General features: G+C 66.6%; 16 protein-coding genes. 12 read left to right on the top strand and 4 right to left on the bottom strand.

Annotated features, from left to right (window positions below):
• The first annotated feature begins 23 nt into the window (after positions 1-23).
• Both CAL28_RS11385 and CAL28_RS11380 read left to right on the top strand, forming a co-directional pair.
• The gene (locus CAL28_RS11385; protein WP_094841487.1) at positions 24-464 is read left to right on the top strand and encodes an excinuclease; all 441 of its coding nucleotides are present in this window, start codon (positions 24-26) and stop codon (positions 462-464) included.
• Between the two features lie 125 nt (positions 465-589).
• The gene (locus tag CAL28_RS11380) at positions 590-1051 is read left to right on the top strand and encodes a GatB/YqeY domain-containing protein (protein ID WP_094841486.1); all 462 of its coding nucleotides are present in this window, start codon (positions 590-592) and stop codon (positions 1049-1051) included.
• 665 nt (positions 1052-1716) lie between these two features.
• Here the strand turns inward: CAL28_RS11380 and CAL28_RS11375 are convergent.
• Positions 1717-2772: a LacI family DNA-binding transcriptional regulator gene (locus CAL28_RS11375; RefSeq protein WP_094841485.1), complete on the bottom strand. Its 1056-nt coding sequence runs from the start codon at positions 2770-2772 to the stop codon at positions 1717-1719.
• Between the two features lie 230 nt (positions 2773-3002).
• On the opposite strand from CAL28_RS11375, the gene CAL28_RS11370 reads away from it, so the two are divergent.
• The 8 genes from CAL28_RS11370 to CAL28_RS11335 are packed head-to-tail and all read left to right on the top strand — an operon-like array spanning position 3003 to position 10856.
• The gene (locus CAL28_RS11370) at positions 3003-4304 is read left to right on the top strand and encodes an ABC transporter substrate-binding protein (RefSeq protein ID WP_094841484.1); all 1302 of its coding nucleotides are present in this window, start codon (positions 3003-3005) and stop codon (positions 4302-4304) included.
• Between the two features lie 2 nt (positions 4305-4306).
• On the top strand, positions 4307-5038 hold the full coding sequence (locus CAL28_RS11365) for an SDR family NAD(P)-dependent oxidoreductase (protein WP_094841483.1): 732 nt from the start codon (positions 4307-4309) through the stop codon (positions 5036-5038).
• A 4-nt stretch (positions 5039-5042) separates the two neighbouring features.
• Positions 5043-5912 carry a carbohydrate ABC transporter permease gene (locus CAL28_RS11360; protein ID WP_094841482.1) on the top strand — a complete coding sequence of 290 codons (870 nt, stop codon included), beginning with the start codon at positions 5043-5045 and terminating at the stop codon, positions 5910-5912.
• Between the two features lie 8 nt (positions 5913-5920).
• Entirely contained in the window at positions 5921-6733 is an 813-nt protein-coding gene (locus tag CAL28_RS11355; RefSeq protein WP_094841481.1) for a carbohydrate ABC transporter permease, read from the top strand.
• Between the two features lie 57 nt (positions 6734-6790).
• A complete protein-coding gene (locus CAL28_RS11350) occupies positions 6791-7765 on the top strand; it encodes an alcohol dehydrogenase catalytic domain-containing protein (RefSeq protein ID WP_094841480.1) in 975 nt (324 codons plus the stop codon).
• 6 nt (positions 7766-7771) lie between these two features.
• Complete coding sequence (locus tag CAL28_RS11345) at positions 7772-8866, top strand: ABC transporter ATP-binding protein (RefSeq protein WP_094841479.1); 1095 nt, start codon at positions 7772-7774, stop codon at positions 8864-8866.
• Positions 8863-9807, top strand: a complete 945-nt coding sequence (locus CAL28_RS11340; RefSeq protein WP_094841478.1) for a PfkB family carbohydrate kinase — start codon at positions 8863-8865, stop codon at positions 9805-9807. The genes CAL28_RS11345 and CAL28_RS11340 overlap by 4 nt, the downstream gene beginning before the upstream one ends.
• Before the next feature lie 2 nt (positions 9808-9809).
• Positions 9810-10856: a tagatose 1,6-diphosphate aldolase gene (locus CAL28_RS11335; protein ID WP_094841477.1), complete on the top strand. Its 1047-nt coding sequence runs from the start codon at positions 9810-9812 to the stop codon at positions 10854-10856.
• On the opposite strand, the gene dinB is transcribed toward CAL28_RS11335, so the two are convergent.
• The gene (gene dinB / locus CAL28_RS11330) at positions 10847-11941 is read right to left on the bottom strand and encodes a DNA polymerase IV (protein ID WP_440588377.1); all 1095 of its coding nucleotides are present in this window, start codon (positions 11939-11941) and stop codon (positions 10847-10849) included. The genes CAL28_RS11335 and dinB overlap by 10 nt on opposite strands.
• Before the next feature lie 76 nt (positions 11942-12017).
• On the opposite strand from dinB, the gene CAL28_RS11325 reads away from it, so the two are divergent.
• Positions 12018-12458, top strand: a complete 441-nt coding sequence (locus CAL28_RS11325) for a PaaI family thioesterase (protein ID WP_254926092.1) — start codon at positions 12018-12020, stop codon at positions 12456-12458.
• A gap of 34 nt (positions 12459-12492) precedes the next feature.
• On the opposite strand, the gene CAL28_RS11320 is transcribed toward CAL28_RS11325, so the two are convergent.
• Positions 12493-12933, bottom strand: coding sequence for a BPTD_2524 family lipoprotein (locus tag CAL28_RS11320; protein ID WP_094841475.1), 441 nt, complete (start codon positions 12931-12933; stop codon positions 12493-12495).
• 169 nt (positions 12934-13102) lie between these two features.
• Between CAL28_RS11320 and CAL28_RS11315 the strand changes: the two genes are divergently transcribed.
• Entirely contained in the window at positions 13103-15004 is a 1902-nt protein-coding gene (locus tag CAL28_RS11315) for an alpha/beta hydrolase family protein (protein WP_440588431.1), read from the top strand.
• 59 nt (positions 15005-15063) lie between these two features.
• On the opposite strand, the gene CAL28_RS11310 is transcribed toward CAL28_RS11315, so the two are convergent.
• Positions 15064-16308, bottom strand: coding sequence for an MFS transporter (locus CAL28_RS11310; RefSeq protein WP_094841473.1), 1245 nt, complete (start codon positions 16306-16308; stop codon positions 15064-15066).
• Positions 16309-16322 lie beyond the last annotated feature (14 nt).

Genomic DNA, 16322 nt, shown 5'->3' with positions numbered 1-16322 from the left:
CAACCCGCAAAGGAGCTTTGCCGATGTCCCCGAGCCTGAAATCCCTGGCCGTCCTTGCCCTGGCCCTTGCCGGCGCCCAGGCGGCGCACGCGGCCGACCGCACGGTCATGCAATCGTTCCAGGAAGCAGTCAAGAACGCCAAGGAAGGCGGAAAAATCGACGGCAGCGTGAAGTTCTACCTGGCAGGCGCCGGCCCGTCCGGCAAAGTGCTCCAGGCCAACGTCGTCACCAACCGCAAAACCAATGCCTTCGGCAAGAGCGACGAAAAGGCCTGCGACTGGGCCGCGCAATCCGCGCTGGTCTCGCTGCAGGAAGCCGCCAAGAAAGCCGGCGCCAACGCGGTGATCAACATCGTCAGCTACTACAAAAAGAACGAAACCCGCGACCCCGCCAACTACGAGTGCCACGCCGGGGCCGTAATCGCCGGCGTCGCCCTCAAAGGCGACCTCGCCACCGTCAAGTAAGCCGCCGGGACGACGTTTACACTAGGGCCTGCAAAGCCGGATATCAATCGCGCGTCGACGCCCGCTGCGTCGGCAGGCCCTGGCACCCTACACTCGTATTTCCCGTCACGCATGAGGTTCCCCCCATGAGCAACTCCACGCTCAAAGACACCCTGGCCTCCGCCATCAAGGACGCCATGCGCGCCAAGGCTGCGGCGCGCCTGGGCACGCTGCGCTTCCTGTCCGCCGCGGTCAAGCAAAAAGAAGTCGACGAACGCCGCGAACTCAGCGACGCCGAAATCACCGCCATCGTCGAAAAGCAGGTCAAGCAGCGGCGCGAATCCATCGCAGCCTTCGAGCAGGCCGGCCGCACCGAGACCGCCGAACAGGAAAAGGCCGAACTGGCCGTGCTGCAGGAATTCCTGCCCCAGGCCGCCACGCAGGAAGAAATCGACACCGCCGTCGACGCCGCCATCGCGCAGGTCACCGGCCAGGGAGTCACCGGCCCCGCCGCCATGGGCAAAATCATGGCCATCCTGAAACCCGCGCTCGCCGGCAAGGCCGACATGTCCGCGGTATCCCAGCAGGTAAAACGCAAACTGGGCTAAGCCCTATGGCGCCACCGGCCCCATAGGGCCGTCCACCCCATAGTGCTATCGAACCCACGGCACCATCGAACCCATCGCATCATCAAACCAATAACGTCAAAGCCCACCGCCTCAACACAAGCTCTTCCTATCTCAACAAGTCGCTGCAAACAACACCCGTGGCACCCCCCCACCACGTAGGCGATTCGTGGCCGCGCTGGGCGGCCACGAATCGACGGCAGCAAAAATCTTCCATCAGCCGCCCCCCTACCCACGTAGCGCAAGAACCCAACCCGCCCCAGCACCCGTGCCTGCAAGACACCGTAGTCCGGCGGGGGTGGTGCGTGCCGGCGCCGGCCCGTTGAGGGCGGACGAGCGGAAGTCGAAGGCAGGCGTGCCGCGGACGCCCTCCGGAAGAAAACTTGCAGTGAGCGGCCGCCGAACGAGACGAGCGATGTCGCAGTCCGGGGCGGCGGCCCCGGACCGCCCGATCGGGCCGGCGCCGGCACGCACCACCCCCGCCGGACGGCCCCAGCAAAAAGCCGCGGCAAAAAACGCCAACAGCCCAATAGAACCAAAAAAAGCGCATTTCGACATCAGAAGCAACTAAAGCGCAAGCCCAGATAGAACCGCCCCGTCATGCGCTCTCCAAACCGACCAGCGCGGACCACGCCAACTTCGCCGACTCAGCGCGTCGGCGCCTTGACGGATCGCCCGGAGGGCTCCTTCGGCGCCTTTCCTGTCGACTCGCGCACCACCAGCGTCGCATCCACCTCATGATGCAAAGGAGGATTCTCCCCCGCCAACGTACGCACCAGGAACTCCCCCGCCCGCGTCCACACCTCGTCCGTCGGAAGATGCATCGTCGTCAGGCTGGGCCGCAGGTGCCGGCTCCACTCCAGATCGTCGAAACCCATCACGGAAAGATCGCGCGGCAACCGCAACCCCTGACGTTCCGCCTCCAGCAGCACCCCATAGGCCAGCACGTCATTGCCGCAAATCACCGCCGTCGGATGCGGCGTCCTCGCCAGCAGCGCGCGCGCCGCCTGCCGTGCATCGTCCAGCTTGTACGGCACCTCGATATACCACTCCGGACGCAGCGCCAGTCCGGCCGCCTCCAGCGCCCGCCGTATCCCCTGCACGCGCGCCGAAGCGCGGTCGTTATGCCGCGCCAGCGCCGCAACCACCCCGATCTGCGTATGGCCCAGGCCGATCAGGTACTCGCAGGCGCGCCGCGCCGCATCTTCGTTATCCGCGCCCACCGACGCATACGGCTTGCCGGGGTGATACACCCCCACGTTCACGAAGGGAATACGCTGCATCTCCAGCAACCGCCGCAGTCCCGGCGTATGGACATCGCCGCGCAGGATCAGGCCGTCGATCCCCCGGCTGATCATATTTTGCGCCTGCTGCTGCTCCACCTCCGGGTCGTAGCCGCTGGTCGCGAGCAGCAAAAGATAGTTCTGCGACGACAGGTAGCGCTGCAGGGCTTCGATGCCCCGCGCGAACATCGCGTTGTCCACCGTCGGAATAATCGCGCCTATCGTGCGCGTGCGGCGCGACGCCAGGGCGCGCGCCGCCGCGTCGGGGATATAGCCCAGTTCTTCGATGGCGGCATCGATGCGGGCGCGCAGCTCCGCGCTGACGCTGGCCGGATTGTTCAACGCGCGCGAAATGGAAGCGGTGGAAACGCCCGCAAGCCTGGCCACCTCCCGTATCCCGACCGCTCGATCGATTTTCATGAAACAGTTTTCATAACGCGGCTTATTGGAAGAATACCTTCACGGCACTTTACCAGAAGGCGAACCGCCTGCGCATTCGTAAGCACCGGTAAAACGCGGCTGACACGGGGAAGAGTGGTATTGACATGACGTCCTCGACGCACTCATACTTCTGAAAACGGTTACATACGAAGGCATCGGCGCAGCGGCTCGCACCGTCCGCGCCATGACCTGACCGAGGAGACAGAGGCATGCACTTCCCTATCCGGGCGCTGGCCGCCGGCATTTCCTGCGCATTGGCGCTGACCGCTTCGCCGTGGGCGGCAGCGCAGGCATACGACGTCCGCGCGCACCAGGGCGCGCGCATCAACTTCCTGGCGAACAACAACCCGGTCGCCAACGCGCTCATCAAGCACAAGGCCGAATTCGAAAAGCTCACGGGTATCGAACTGAAGGTGGACGCCTACCAGGAGCAGCAGATGCGCCAGCGCCTGGTCACCACCATGAATGCCCATAGCAGCGAGGTCGATGTCTTCATGTCGCTGCCCTCGCGCGAAGGGCTGCAATTCGCCCGCGCCGGCTGGTATGCCGACCTGACGCCCTATGTCAGGAACGCCGTGGCGCCGGACTACGACTTCCAGGATTTCAGCCCGGGCCTCATCAAGGATGCCACCGTGGACGGCAAACTCACGGGCATACCGCTGAACCTGGAAGGACCGGTCCTGTACTACCGCACGGACATCTTCAAGAAATGCGGCGTCTCCCTGCCGGCGGACCTGAAAGACCTGCCCGCCGTCGCGAACCGCATCAAGCAGTGCGAACCGGACATCACGCCCTTCGTATCGCGCGGACAGAAACCGGCATTGCCGTTCACCTACAGCGTCTTCCTGCACAACATGGGCGGCGAATACATGCGCGACGGCAAATCGGCCTTGTGCTCGCCGGCCGGGCTGGCCGCGATGGGACTGTACGCGGGACTGCTGAAGGACTACGGGCCGCCCGGGGTCGTGAACTACAACTTCTACCAGATCTCCTCGCTGTACAAGGCGGGCCGCGCGGCCATGGCCTTCGAGTCGTCCAACGAACTCAGCACCGTCCTGCAGGGCGGCGCGCGCGAATCCGACACCGGCGTCGCGGTCCTGCCCGCCGGCGCGGGCGGCTCGCATCCCACGATGATCGGCTGGACCATGTCCATCTCGGCCTACAGCAAGAACAAGGATGCCGCCTGGGCCTTCCTGCAGTGGGCCAGCAGCCCGGCGATGCAGAAGCGGCTGGCGCTGGAAGGCATCGCGCCGCCGCGCGTATCGGCCTTGCAGGACGCGCAATTCAAGGACTGGGCGGGGCAGAAGCCGGTACGCCAGCAATGGGTCGCGGCGCTGGACCAGATCAGCCGCACCGGCACCGCGGAGGTGGGCTACCCCATCGTCGCCAACCCGGCCTCGCGGGAATTCGTGGGGCAGGCCGTGGACGATGTCCTGCTGGGCACCAAGCCCGCGGACAAGGCCTGCGCCGATGCCGACACCGCATTGAACGCCCTGATCGCCAAGGAATAAGGATGTTCGACTTCGAACGCGGGCACCGCGTCCTGATCGTGGGCGGCGCCGGTGACATCGGCTCGGCCATGGCGCGCATATTCCTGGACCAGGGCTGCGAGGTCATCGCGACGGGGGTGGACCAGCCGGCCGTGGATGCCTGCGCCCTGCCGCCGCACGCGGGCCTGACGCTGGCGACGCTGGACGTCACGGACGACGATGCCGTCGCGCGGTTCGCCGCGAACCTGGACCGCCTGGACACGCTGGTCAACTGCGCGGGCATCCTCGCGCGCGGCAAGGAATTCGAAATCGAAACCTTCCAGCGCGTGATAGACGTCAACCTGACCGGCACATACCGCCTGTGCGCCGCCTGCAAGCCGCTGCTCGCGGCCAGCAGGCGTGACCCCGGCATCATCAACACCGCATCGATGAATGCCTATGCGGCGCTCCCTTTGATCCCGGCCTACTGCGCCAGCAAGGGCGCGGTGGTCATGCTGACGAAATCCCTGGCGCTGGCCTGGGCGGGCGACGGCGTGCGCGTGAACGCCGTCGCCCCGGGCTATGTGGAAACCGCCCTGAACGCGGAGGGTCGGCGCGACGCCGCCCATTACGCCCGCATACGGGACCGCATTCCGCAAGGCCGCTGGGCGCAGCCGGACGATATCGCCGGCGGCGCGCTTTTCCTGGCATCGCGCGCGGCGCGCTACATCACGGGCACCGTGCTGCCCATCGACGGCGGCTTCCTGGCGGGATAGGAATATGACGCGCACCATTGGAACCAAGGGCAAGCTCGCGGCGCTGTCCGCGCCCGCGCTGTGCTTCACCCTGCTGCTGATCGCCTTCCCCTTCGGCTACACGCTGTGGCTCAGCCTGAATCAATTCAGCACCGGCGGGGGCATGCACTTCATCGGCGGCCATAACTACGTGCAAATGGTGCGCGACGCGGAATTCTGGCACGGCCTGAAGATCACACTCGGCCTGTACCTGCTGTCGCTGGCGCTGCAATTGGTGCTGGGCACCTATATGGCCATGTTGCTGCATGGCAGCCGCCGGTTGTCCGGCATCATGCGCACGCTGCTGATTTCGCCGTTCGTCCTGCCGCCGGTGGTGGTGGGCATGATGTTCGTGGTGGTGCTGGACCCCGCCATCGGCGTGGCCAACTGGATGCTGCAGCAGGTAGGCTTGCCGCCTTCGGACTGGCTGGCCTCGCCGACCTGGGTGATCCCCACCGTCGCGCTGATCGACACCTGGCAATGGACGCCCTATGTGGCCCTGATCGTGCTGGGCGGCCTGCAGGCGCTACCGCCCAACGTCTACGAGGCCGCGCAGATCGATGGGGCATCGCGCGCGCGCATCTTCTTCCGCATCACGCTGCCGCTGCTGATGCCCACGCTGGTGACCGCCGCCATCCTGCGCAGCGTCGACCTGCTGCGGTTCTTCGACATCATCTACATCACGACCCAGGGCGGCCCCGGCAATGCCTCCAACACGCTGAACATCTACGGCTTCCGCAAGGGCTTCGAGTTCTTCGAAATGGGATATGCCAGCGCGCTGATGGTCACCCTGTCGACCATCGTCCTGATGGCCGTCATCGTCCTGGTACGCGCGCGCCAGCGCGCCGCCTGGTAGGAGTCCCCATGCACGACCGACTGCTGCATCGTTTGAACGCCGTGCAACTGGCCGTGGTGGCCATCGTCATCCTGGCCCCGGTGGCGTGGATGGTCGCCGCCTCATTCAAGGGGCCGGCGGACGTCATCGCCTATCCGCCCGTCCTGCGCTTCGTGCCCACGTTGGACAACTATCGCCAGCTGTTCCAGACCACGCCGTTCGCCCAATACACCTGGAACAGCGTGGTCGTCACCGTCGGATCGACCCTGATCGGCATCGTCCTGGGCGTGCCGGCCGCCTTCGCCGCGTCGTGGACCCGCATCACCTGGCCGGCGACGATTACGCTGATGGCACGGATGGCGCCGGGGACGCTGTTCCTGCTGCCCTGGTATGTGATGTTCCGCCATTTCGGCCTGATCGGTTCGTACACCGCGCTGATCCTCACCCATGCCGTCATCACCATGCCGATCGTGATCTGGGTGCTGCTGCCCTTCTTCGACGCCATTCCGCGCAGCGTGCTGGAAAGCGCGCAGGTCGACGGCTGCGGCGTGCTGCGCACGCTGTGGCGCATCGCCTTGCCGCTCGTCATGCCGGGCCTGACCGTCGCCGCCATCCTGGCATTCGTCTTCTCCTGGAACTACTTCCTGTTCGCGCTCGTGCTGTCTGACGGCGATACCAAGACGCTGATCGCGGCCTCGTTCAACTTCATCGGCGAAGGCTCGACCAATTGGGGCGGCCTGATGGCCGCGGCCACCCTGATCGCCTTGCCGCCCCTGCTGCTGGCTTTCGCCGTGCAGCGCCGCCTGGTCGGCGGGCTGGCGCTGGGCGCGGTGAAGGGCTAGGACAAATCCGCGAGCGGCGTGAAGCCGTGCCGCATTCGCATCGGAAAGGAGTCTTGCATGAAAGCAGCTGTATTCCATGGGGACCGCCGGGTCACCATCGAGGATGTCGAAAGGCCCGAGCCGGCCCCCGGCGAGGTCCTGCTGAAAGTCCGCCGCACGGCCCTGTGCGGCTCCGACACCAAGCTGTGGATCAAGGGCGCCGCGTATACGCCGGGCCACGAGATATTCGGCGTGGTCGAACAGCCCGGCCATCCCATGCACGGCCGCCGCTGCCTGGTCTATATCCCCGTGCATTGCGGCCACTGCGAGAGCTGCCTGCGCGGCGACACGCAGATGTGCTTGAACGAATCGGTACTGGTCGGCTGGAACCGGCCCGGCGGCTACGCGGAATACCTGGCCGTCCCGCAGCGTTGCCTGCTGCCCGTACCGGACGATATCGAGGACGACCTGGCGCCGCTGCTGCTGGACACGATAGGCACGGCCGCGCACGGCATCCGTTTCGTCCAGCCGCTGGTGCCTCCCGGCGACACCGGGCGGGTGCTCGTCACCGGCGCCGGCCCGGTAGGCATGGGCGCGCTGGTCGCGCTGCAGAACATGGGCTATGACGACATCTATGTGTCCGACCCCAAGGAAGAACGCCTGCGGCTGGCGGAATCCTTCGGCGCCCGCCGCCTGCCTGTGGACGACGACACCATGCGCTTCAAGCTGATCGTCGAATGCAGCGGCGCGCACGCGGCCCGCAGCCGCGGCATGGAAATCGTCCTGCCGCGCGGGGTCCTGATCCTGATAGGCGAAAACGACCATCCCTGGCCGGTGCAGGAAAACAAGGCCATCCGGCGCAAGGACTTCTACATGGTCCGCACCTTCTACTTCCCGGTATCCGACTTTTCCCTGAACGTCGAGCTGCTGCGCAAGGAGAAGGCGCGCTACCGGCGCCTGGTGGACGCGCAGTTCGGCCTGGACCGCCTGCCCGACATGTTCGGCCGCTTCGTTGCCGGCGAACTGGTCAAACCCCTGCTCTCCTTCGCGTGAGGCGTCATGGCATCGATACGCTTGAGCGGACTCGTCAAGAAGTACGGCGGCAGTACCGTGATACCGGCACTGGACCTGGAAGTGCGCGATCGCGAATTCATGGTCTTCGTCGGCCCATCGGGCTGCGGCAAGTCGACCTTGCTGCGCATCATCGCCGGCCTGGAAAACATCGACGCCGGCCAGGTCCACATCGGCGAGCGCTGCGTCAACGACGTGCCCCCGGCGCAGCGGGATATCAGCATGGTGTTCCAGGACTACGCGCTCTATCCCCATATGACGGTGCGCCAGAACATGGCCTTCAGCCTGGAAATGCGCGGCCTGGCCCGCGACGAGATCGAGCGCCGCGTGCAGCGCGCGGCAGCGACGCTGCGCATCCGCGACTACCTGGACCGCAAGCCCCGCGATCTGTCGGGCGGCCAGCGCCAGCGGGTGGCAATGGGCCGCGCCATGGTGCGCGACCCCAAGGTCTTCCTGTTCGACGAACCGCTGTCCAATCTGGACGCCAAGCTGCGCGGCGAAGTCCGCACCGAGATCAAGGCGCTGGCGCAGACGCTGCGGACCACCATGGTCTTCGTCACGCACGACCAGGTAGAGGCCATGACCATGGCCGACCGCATCGTCGTCCTGAAAGCCGGCGTCATCCAGCAGATCGGTACGCCTGAAGAGGTCTACGCCCATCCCGTGAACCAGTTCGTCGCCGGCTTCATCGGCTCGCCCGCCATGAATTTTTTCGACGTGACCCTGGACAGCGAAGGGATCGTGCTGGGCGACGGCGCCCGTATCGCGCTGCCTGCGCCCATCCTGGCGCCGCTGCGCGCGGCGCAGGTCCGCCAGGCCACCATGGGGTTGCGGCCCGAGCATCTGCAGGTCGTCCCGGAAGGCACGGGCAGCCTGCGCGTGGAGGTTTGCGTGGTCGAACCCCTGGGCGCCGATACGCTGGTGCATTTCGACGGCTGCGACGGCCGGCACGTCATTCGCGTGGATCCCCAGCTTCGCGTGCGCCCAGGCGACACGCTGCATCTCGGCTTCCGACCGGAGTGCGCGCACTTCTTCCACGGCCCCGAAGGACGCAATGCGCGGACGGCGGAGTCCGTGCAATGACCGCCGTCGCCATGCCGGCCGATCTGGCCAGTATCCGTCCGCCCGCGCTGGCCTGCCTGGGCTTGTCGGCCTTCGACCTAACCTGGGTGGTGGAGCGCCTGGTGCCGGGAGGCAAGGCGCGCGCGGCGGAGCATCACGAAGGGGGTGGCGGCATGGCCGCCAACGCCGCCGTGGCGGCGGCACGGCTGGGCGCGCGCGTGCGCTTCCTGGGCCGGGCCGGCGACGACATGGCGGGCCGCGCGATGCACCGGGAACTGGCGTCGCAGGGCATCGACGTCACCGGGTTTCGCCTGTTCGACGGCGCGCGTTCGTCGGTCTCCGGCATCGTCGTCGAGGCCTCCGGCGAACGCACCATCGTCAACTTCCGCGGCGAGAACCTGCCCGAGGACGCTTCCTGGCTGCCGCTGGACGACGTGGCCGGCATGGATGCCGTGCTGGCCGATCCGCGCTGGCCGCAAGGCGCGGCCGCGCTGTTCGAGCGGGCGCGCGCCCACGGCGTACCCAGCGTACTGGACGGCGACATCGCGGAGGCCGCGGTCTTCGACCGCCTGCTGCCGCTGACCGATTACGCGGTCTTCTCCGAACCCGGACTGGCGGGATACGCGCGGGCAAGCGACGACCTTGGCGCCAGCCTGTCATACGCCCGCGCGCGCGGCTGCCGCGTCGCCGCCGTCACCCTGGGCGAGCGAGGCCTGGCCTGGGATGCCGGCGAAGGCCCGCGCCACCTGCCGGCTTTCCCGGTGCAAGCCGTGGATACCACCGGCGCGGGCGACGTCTTCCACGGCGCCCTCGCTTATGCGCTGGGCCTGCGCTGGCCGGCCGAAGACGCATTCCGCTTCTCCGCGGCCGTCGCCGCATGCAAATGCCTGTACCGCGGCGGCAGGTCGGGAGCCCCCGACCTGGCCACCGCCTGGGCCTTCCTACATCGATCCAAGGAGTAAACATGCCTGCCGAACTGCACCTGGGCAAAACCTGGGGCCTGCGCCGCATGGCGACGCCTGACGGCCACTTCGCCATGGTGGCGCTGGACCAGCGCCCGCCCATCATCAACCTGGTGGCGGCCCGGCGCGGCATCGCGCCGCAGGAAGTCGCCTTTACCGACGTCATCGATATCAAGCGGCTGCTGGTGGGCGCGCTGGGCAGCCATGCCAGCGCCATGCTGTTCGATCCCAACTACGCCTTTCCCGCGGCGCTGCCCTGCCTGCCGGCACACACCGGCCTGGTTGTGACGCTGGAAGACCACCGCTTCCAGGACACGCCCGGCGGGCGCCTGTCGCATTCGATCCGCGACTGGAGCGTGGAAAAAATCAAGCGCATCGGCGGCGATGGCGTCAAGGTGCTGGCCTGGTATCGCCCCGATGCCTCGCCTGAAGTGCGGTCGCACCAGCAGCGGTACGTCGAAGAAATCGGCCGGGAATGCCGCAAATGGGACATCCCCCTGGTGCTGGAACTGCTGGTCTACCCCTTTGCGCGCAGCGCGGGGCATACCACCGACTACGTGGAAGCCGCCGAAAAGCTGCCCGAGCTGGTCATCGAAAGCGTGCGCGAGTTCGCCGACCCCCGCTATGGCGTGGACCTGTTCAAGCTGGAAAGCCCGCTTCCCGGCGCCAGCCTGCCGGCGCGCGACGGCGGCGCGGGCCATCTGGCCGCGCAGGCGTGGTTCGACCGCATGGGCGACATCTGCGCGCAAGCCGCCATCCCCTGGGTCATGCTGTCGGCGGGCGTGACGGGCGCCCAATTCGTGCGCGTCATGGAATACGCGTACGCCGCCGGCGCGAATGGGTTCCTGGCCGGGCGCGCCATCTGGGGCGAGGCCCTGCAAAGCTTCCCGGACCTGGCGCGCTGCGATACCGGGCTGCGGGAACAGGGACAGGCGACCTTGCGCGAACTGGGCGCGCTGACCGTCCGCAGCGGTCGTCCCTGGACGCCCGACTACGCGTCGCTGTCCGGCATCTCGGCCGAAGGGGAATTCTGCGCCGCCTACGCCTGAAGACCGTCTTGCGCGGCGGGTTCGGCGCCGAACAGCTCTACCTGGCGCAGGAAGTCCTCTCCATCCGGGAAGTTGCTCATTCCCACTCCCACCAGCCGATAGCGTGTGCCGGCCGGCAGATCGACCCGGCCGCGCAGCTGCCGCGCCACTTCGGCCAGCGCCGCCGCCGAACCGGGCGCCGACCCCAGCGTATGGCTGCGCGTCAACAAGCGAAAGCGGTCGGTCTTCAGCTTCAGCGTGATGGTGCGGCCAATGCCGCGTTTGCGCGAGGCCTGCTCCCATACCCGCTCGGCCAGCCTGCCGATGGCCTCGCCCAGTTCGTCCAGCCGCAGATCCGTCTCGAAGGTGGTCTCGGCGCTGACCTGCTGGGCCACCTGGTCCGCCTCCACGGCGCGATCGTCGATGCCATGCGCCAACTCGTGCAGGCGTCTTCCATAGCGCCCGAAGTGGTGCTCCAGCTCGTCGACCGGACGCAGCTCCAGGTCGCCCACCGTCAGGATGCCCAGTTCCTCCAGCCTGGCCTGCGTCACTTTGCCGACGCCGGGCACCTTGCGTACCGGCAAGGGGCGCAGGAAGGCCATGACGTCGCGCGGCCGCACCACGAAAATGCCGTCCGGCTTGTTCCAGTCCGACGCGATCTTGGCCAGGAATTTATTGGGCGCCACGCCGGCCGAGGCCGTCAGGCCGGTCTCTTCACGAATCTGCCGCCGGATGGTCTGCGCGACCTCGGTCGCCGACGGCAGCGCCGTCTTGTTGGACGTGACATCCAGGTAGGCTTCGTCCAGCGACAGCGGCTCGACGACGTCCGTGTGGCGGACGAAGATCTGGCGCACCTGCCGCGACACTTCGCGATACCGCGTAAAATCCGGCGCGACGTAGATAGCCTGCGGGCACAGACGCAGGGCCCGCGCCACCGACATCGCCGAATGCACACCGTACCGTCGCGCCTCGTACGATGCCGCGCACACCACCGAGCGCGGCCCCTTCCAGGCGACCACGACAGGCAGGCCCCGCAGCGCGGGATCGTCGCGCTGCTCGACCGACGCATAGAACGCGTCCATGTCGATGTGTACGATTTTGCGCATGGTGATGGTCAACGCGGCATCCGCCGCCCGTACATATCCTGAAAAACCCCTGGCGCCCGCTCCACCCCGATCGCACATGGACACGATGCACCACGATACCCCGCCGGCCCCAACCGATTACTTCGGCGCCCATATCCCGCTGATGGACTACCTGGGCCTAGTCCCCGAACACATCGAACCCGGCCTGGCGCGGACCCGGCTGCCCTGGCGGGTGCAGCTTACCAATAGCCGCGGCGACGTGCACGGCGGCACGCTGATGAGCGTCCTGGACTTCACCCTGAGCGCCTCCGCCCGCGCCGACATGGACGCCGGCGTCAGCATGGCCACCATCGACATGACCACCAGCTTCTTCGCGCCCGCCAACGGCGATCTGGTCATCGAGGCGCGTTGCCTGAAGCGCGGCCGCTCCATCGCTTTCTGCGAAGGCGAGATCCGCAACGCCCATGGCGACGTGGTCTGCAAGGCGTCCGGCACATTCCGCATCGTCCGGCCCAAACCCGCCGCCGGGGCGGAATAGCCCGGCGGCAACAGGACTGGCGCAGCCCCGGCGCCTAGCGCGAGGGCTTGGTCTTGGGTACGGAATCGCTGGGCATATAGGACGCGCAGGCCGGAATCTGGAACTGGATGGCATCGCGCATCGCGATGACGGCATCCATGTTCCAGATCCCTTCGCCCCACATCTCGATGTGGACATCGGTATTCCGGTCGTCGATGGCCGACAGGTTGACCAGGGCGATATCGTTGGAGGTAAAGGGCGCCAGCACTTTCACCTGCGCCTTGCGCGACGCGGCATCCAGGTTGCCGACCACGCGGTAGGCGGACTTGCCGGTCAGGCATTGCTCCGCCTGGGCCCGGGCGACGTTGTAAGCCGATTGATAGTTGACCGCGATTTTGTAATCGCCGGACGGCGATACGCGGCCAGGCGCGATACCGAACGTGCATCCGGCCAGGCCGAGGGCCAACGTGGCGGCCGCGGCGAATATCCTGAACATAGATCCTCCGATCAAGGAGGCGCAATTATCCCCCAATCCCGCGCCGGCTGGCGATCCCGCGTCCCGGTTCGACACTGGCGACAGCGCGTGGCATTATCGGATGGACCCCGCGCCCACCGCGCGACCGCATCAAACGGCGACTCAAAAGGAGACCGCATTGTTCAAATTCATGACGCGCACCATGCTCGCGGCAGCCCTGATCGGGGCATCCCCCGGGGCCCCGGCCGCGACCCCGCGCCAATATCCCCTGAAAGACTTCTTCCGCAATCCCGACCGCGGCTTCTTCCGCCTTTCGGATGACGGCAACATGCTGGCCTTCATGCGGCCGGTCAGCGTGGACGGCCAGCCGCCGCGCATGAACATCTTCGTCCAGCCCCTCCAGGGCGCGACGCCGGTCGGAGAACCGCGCAAGCTCACCAGCGAAACCGCGCGCGACATCAGCAACTATGTCTGGAAGGGTTCGGACACCATCCTGTACGCCAAGGACTTCGGCGGCGATGAAAACTTCCATGTCCTGGCGGTCAACGTGCACAGCGGCAAGGTCGTCGACCTGACGCCCTACCCGCAGGTGCGCGCCGGCATCGAGGACGACCTGGAAGACGATCCGGAACACATCCTGATCGGCCACAACCAGCGCGACCCGCAGGTGTTCGACGTCTATCGCGTCAACGTGCATACGGGCGAATCCCTGCAGGTGGCGCAGAACCCCGGCAACGTCGTGGGCTGGCAGACGGACCACGCCGGCAAGGTGCGCGCGGCCATCACCAGCGACGGCCTGAACACCACCCTGCTGTACCGCGACGACGAGGACCAGCCGTTCCGGCCGCTGATCACCACCGACTACCGCACCCACGTCAGCCCGGTCCTGTTCACGTTCGACGACAAGCAGCTGTACGCGCTGAGCAACCGCGGGCGGGACACGCTCGCGCTGGTCCGCATCGATCCGGCGCGGCCCGACGCCGAGGAAATGCTATTCGACCCGCGCAAGGCGGACCTGGGCGGCGTCGGCTATTCGCGCCGCCGCAAGGTGCTGACCGTCGCCACCTACGAGACCGACAAGCCGCAGCGCAAGTTCTTCGACATGCAGGTCGAAGCCATCTACCGCAAGCTGGCGGATCGCCTGCAAGGCTACGAGTTCGCGCTGCAGGGCGAAACGCGCAACGAAGACAAGTTCATCGTCGCGGCGTACAACGACCGCACGCCGGGCGCGCGCTACCTGTACGACCTGAAAAGCGACACGCTGGTCAAGCTGGCAGACATCAACCCGGCCCTGCCGGAAGCGGACATGGCGCCGGTCCAGCCGATCAGCTTCCAGAGCCGCGACGGCCTGACGCTGCATGGCTATCTGACGCTGCCGCTGGGACGCGCGTCGCGCAACCTGCCCGTCATCGTGAACCCGCACGGCGGCCCGTGGGCACGCGACAGCTGGGGCTATAACGCAGAGGCGCAGTTCCTGGCGAACCGGGGCTTCGGCGTGCTGCAGATCAATTTCCGCGGGTCGACCGGGTACGGGCGCAAATTCTGGGAAGCCAGCTTCGGCCAATGGGGGCTGGCGATGCAGGACGACATCACCGACGGCGTGCAATGGCTGATCTCGCAAGGCATCGCGGATCCCAAACGCATCGGTATCTACGGCGGCAGCTACGGCGGCTACGCGACCCTGGCGGGCATCACCTTTACGCCCGACCTTTACGCGGCGGCGGTCGATTACGTCGGCGTGTCGAACCTGTTCACGTTCATGAACACGATTCCGCCCTACTGGAAGCCCTTCCTGGAAAAAATGTACGACATGGTCGGCCATCCCGAGAAAGACAAGGACAGGCTGGCCGCGACGTCTCCGGCCTTGCATGTGGACCGCATCAAGACGCCGCTGCTTATCGCGCAGGGCGCCAAGGATCCCCGCGTGAACAAGGCGGAAAGCGATCAAGTGGTGCAGGCCCTGCGGGCGCGCGGCGTCGAAGTCGAATACATGGTGAAAGACAACGAAGGGCACGGCTTCCATAACGACGAGAACAAATTCGAGTTCTACGAGGCCATGGAGAAATTCTTCGTACAGCACCTGAAGCCCTAGATGCCGCTGCGCGGGTCCCGCGCTTCGCTTTTACCTTGCCGCGGGCCGCTCGCGCGGCCTCACCGCTTCGCGGCCCGCGTGCCCTCCATATTGGGCAGGAAGACCGCCATCATGCCCAGGAACGGCAGGAAGGAACACAGCTTGTAGACGAAGCCGATACTGGTGATATCGGCGATATGCCCCAGCACGGCGGCGCCCACGCCGCCCATGCCGAACGCGAAGCCGAAGAACAGCCCGGCGATGGTCCCTACCTTGCCCGGCACGAGTTCCTGCGCATACACCACGATGGCCGCGAAAGCCGACGCCAGCACCAGGCCGATAATGGCGACCAGCACGCCGGTCCAGAACAGGTTGGCGTACGGCAGGACCAGCGTGAACGGGGTTACCCCCAGGATGGACGTCCAGATCACCGCCTTGCGCCCGATGCGGTCGCCGACCGGGCCGCCCACTACGGTGCCCACCGCCACCGCCGCCAGGAAGATGAACAGATACAGCTGCGCGCTGCGCACCGGCAGGTCGAATTTATCCATCAGGTAGAAGGTGAAGTAGCTGTTCAGGCTGGCCAGGTAGAAGTACTTGGAAAATATCAACACGGCCAGCACGCCCAGCGTCGCGCTCACGCGGGCCCGGCTCAGGGTCGGCCGGTCCGCGGCGGCGCGGGCCTTCGGCTTCAGGCGCCAGCGGTTGCCCGCGTACCAGCGCCCCACGCCGATCAGCACCAGCATGCCGAACAGCGCCGCCAGCGAAAACCACGCCACGCTGCCCTGGCCGTGGGGAATGATGACCAGCGCCGCCAGCAGCGGCCCCAAGGCCGAACCGACATTGCCGCCCACCTGGAACAGCGACTGCGCCAGGCCATGCCGCCCGCCGGAAGCCATGCGCGCCACGCGCGAGGACTCGGGATGGAATACCGAGGAACCCGTGCCCACCAGGATCGCCGCGAGCAGGATGAAGGGATACGACGGCGCCACCGACAGCAGCAGCAGGCCCACCAGCGTGAAGCCCATGCCCACCGGCAAGGAATACGGCAGGGGCCGCTTGTCCGTATACAGGCCCACGCAGGGCTGCAGCAGCGAGGCGGCGATCTGGTAGGTAAGCGTAATGAAGCCGATCTGGCTGAAACTGAGCGAGAACGAATCCTTCAGCATCGGATAGATGGCGAGCAGGATCGATTGGATCATGTCGTTCATCAAATGCGCCACGCTGATAGCGCCGAGCACCTTGAAGGCGGTGGAATCGGATGCGGCGGCAGGGGCGGCCGCCGCAGAGGCGGCCGGCGCGGCATTGGACAGGGGAGCGTTCATGACCAGGACGATAA

Source organism: Bordetella genomosp. 11, from assembly GCF_002261215.1.
Classification (GTDB): domain Bacteria; phylum Pseudomonadota; class Gammaproteobacteria; order Burkholderiales; family Burkholderiaceae_B; genus Bordetella_C.
This window is presented reverse-complemented; position numbering and strand designations above follow the sequence as displayed.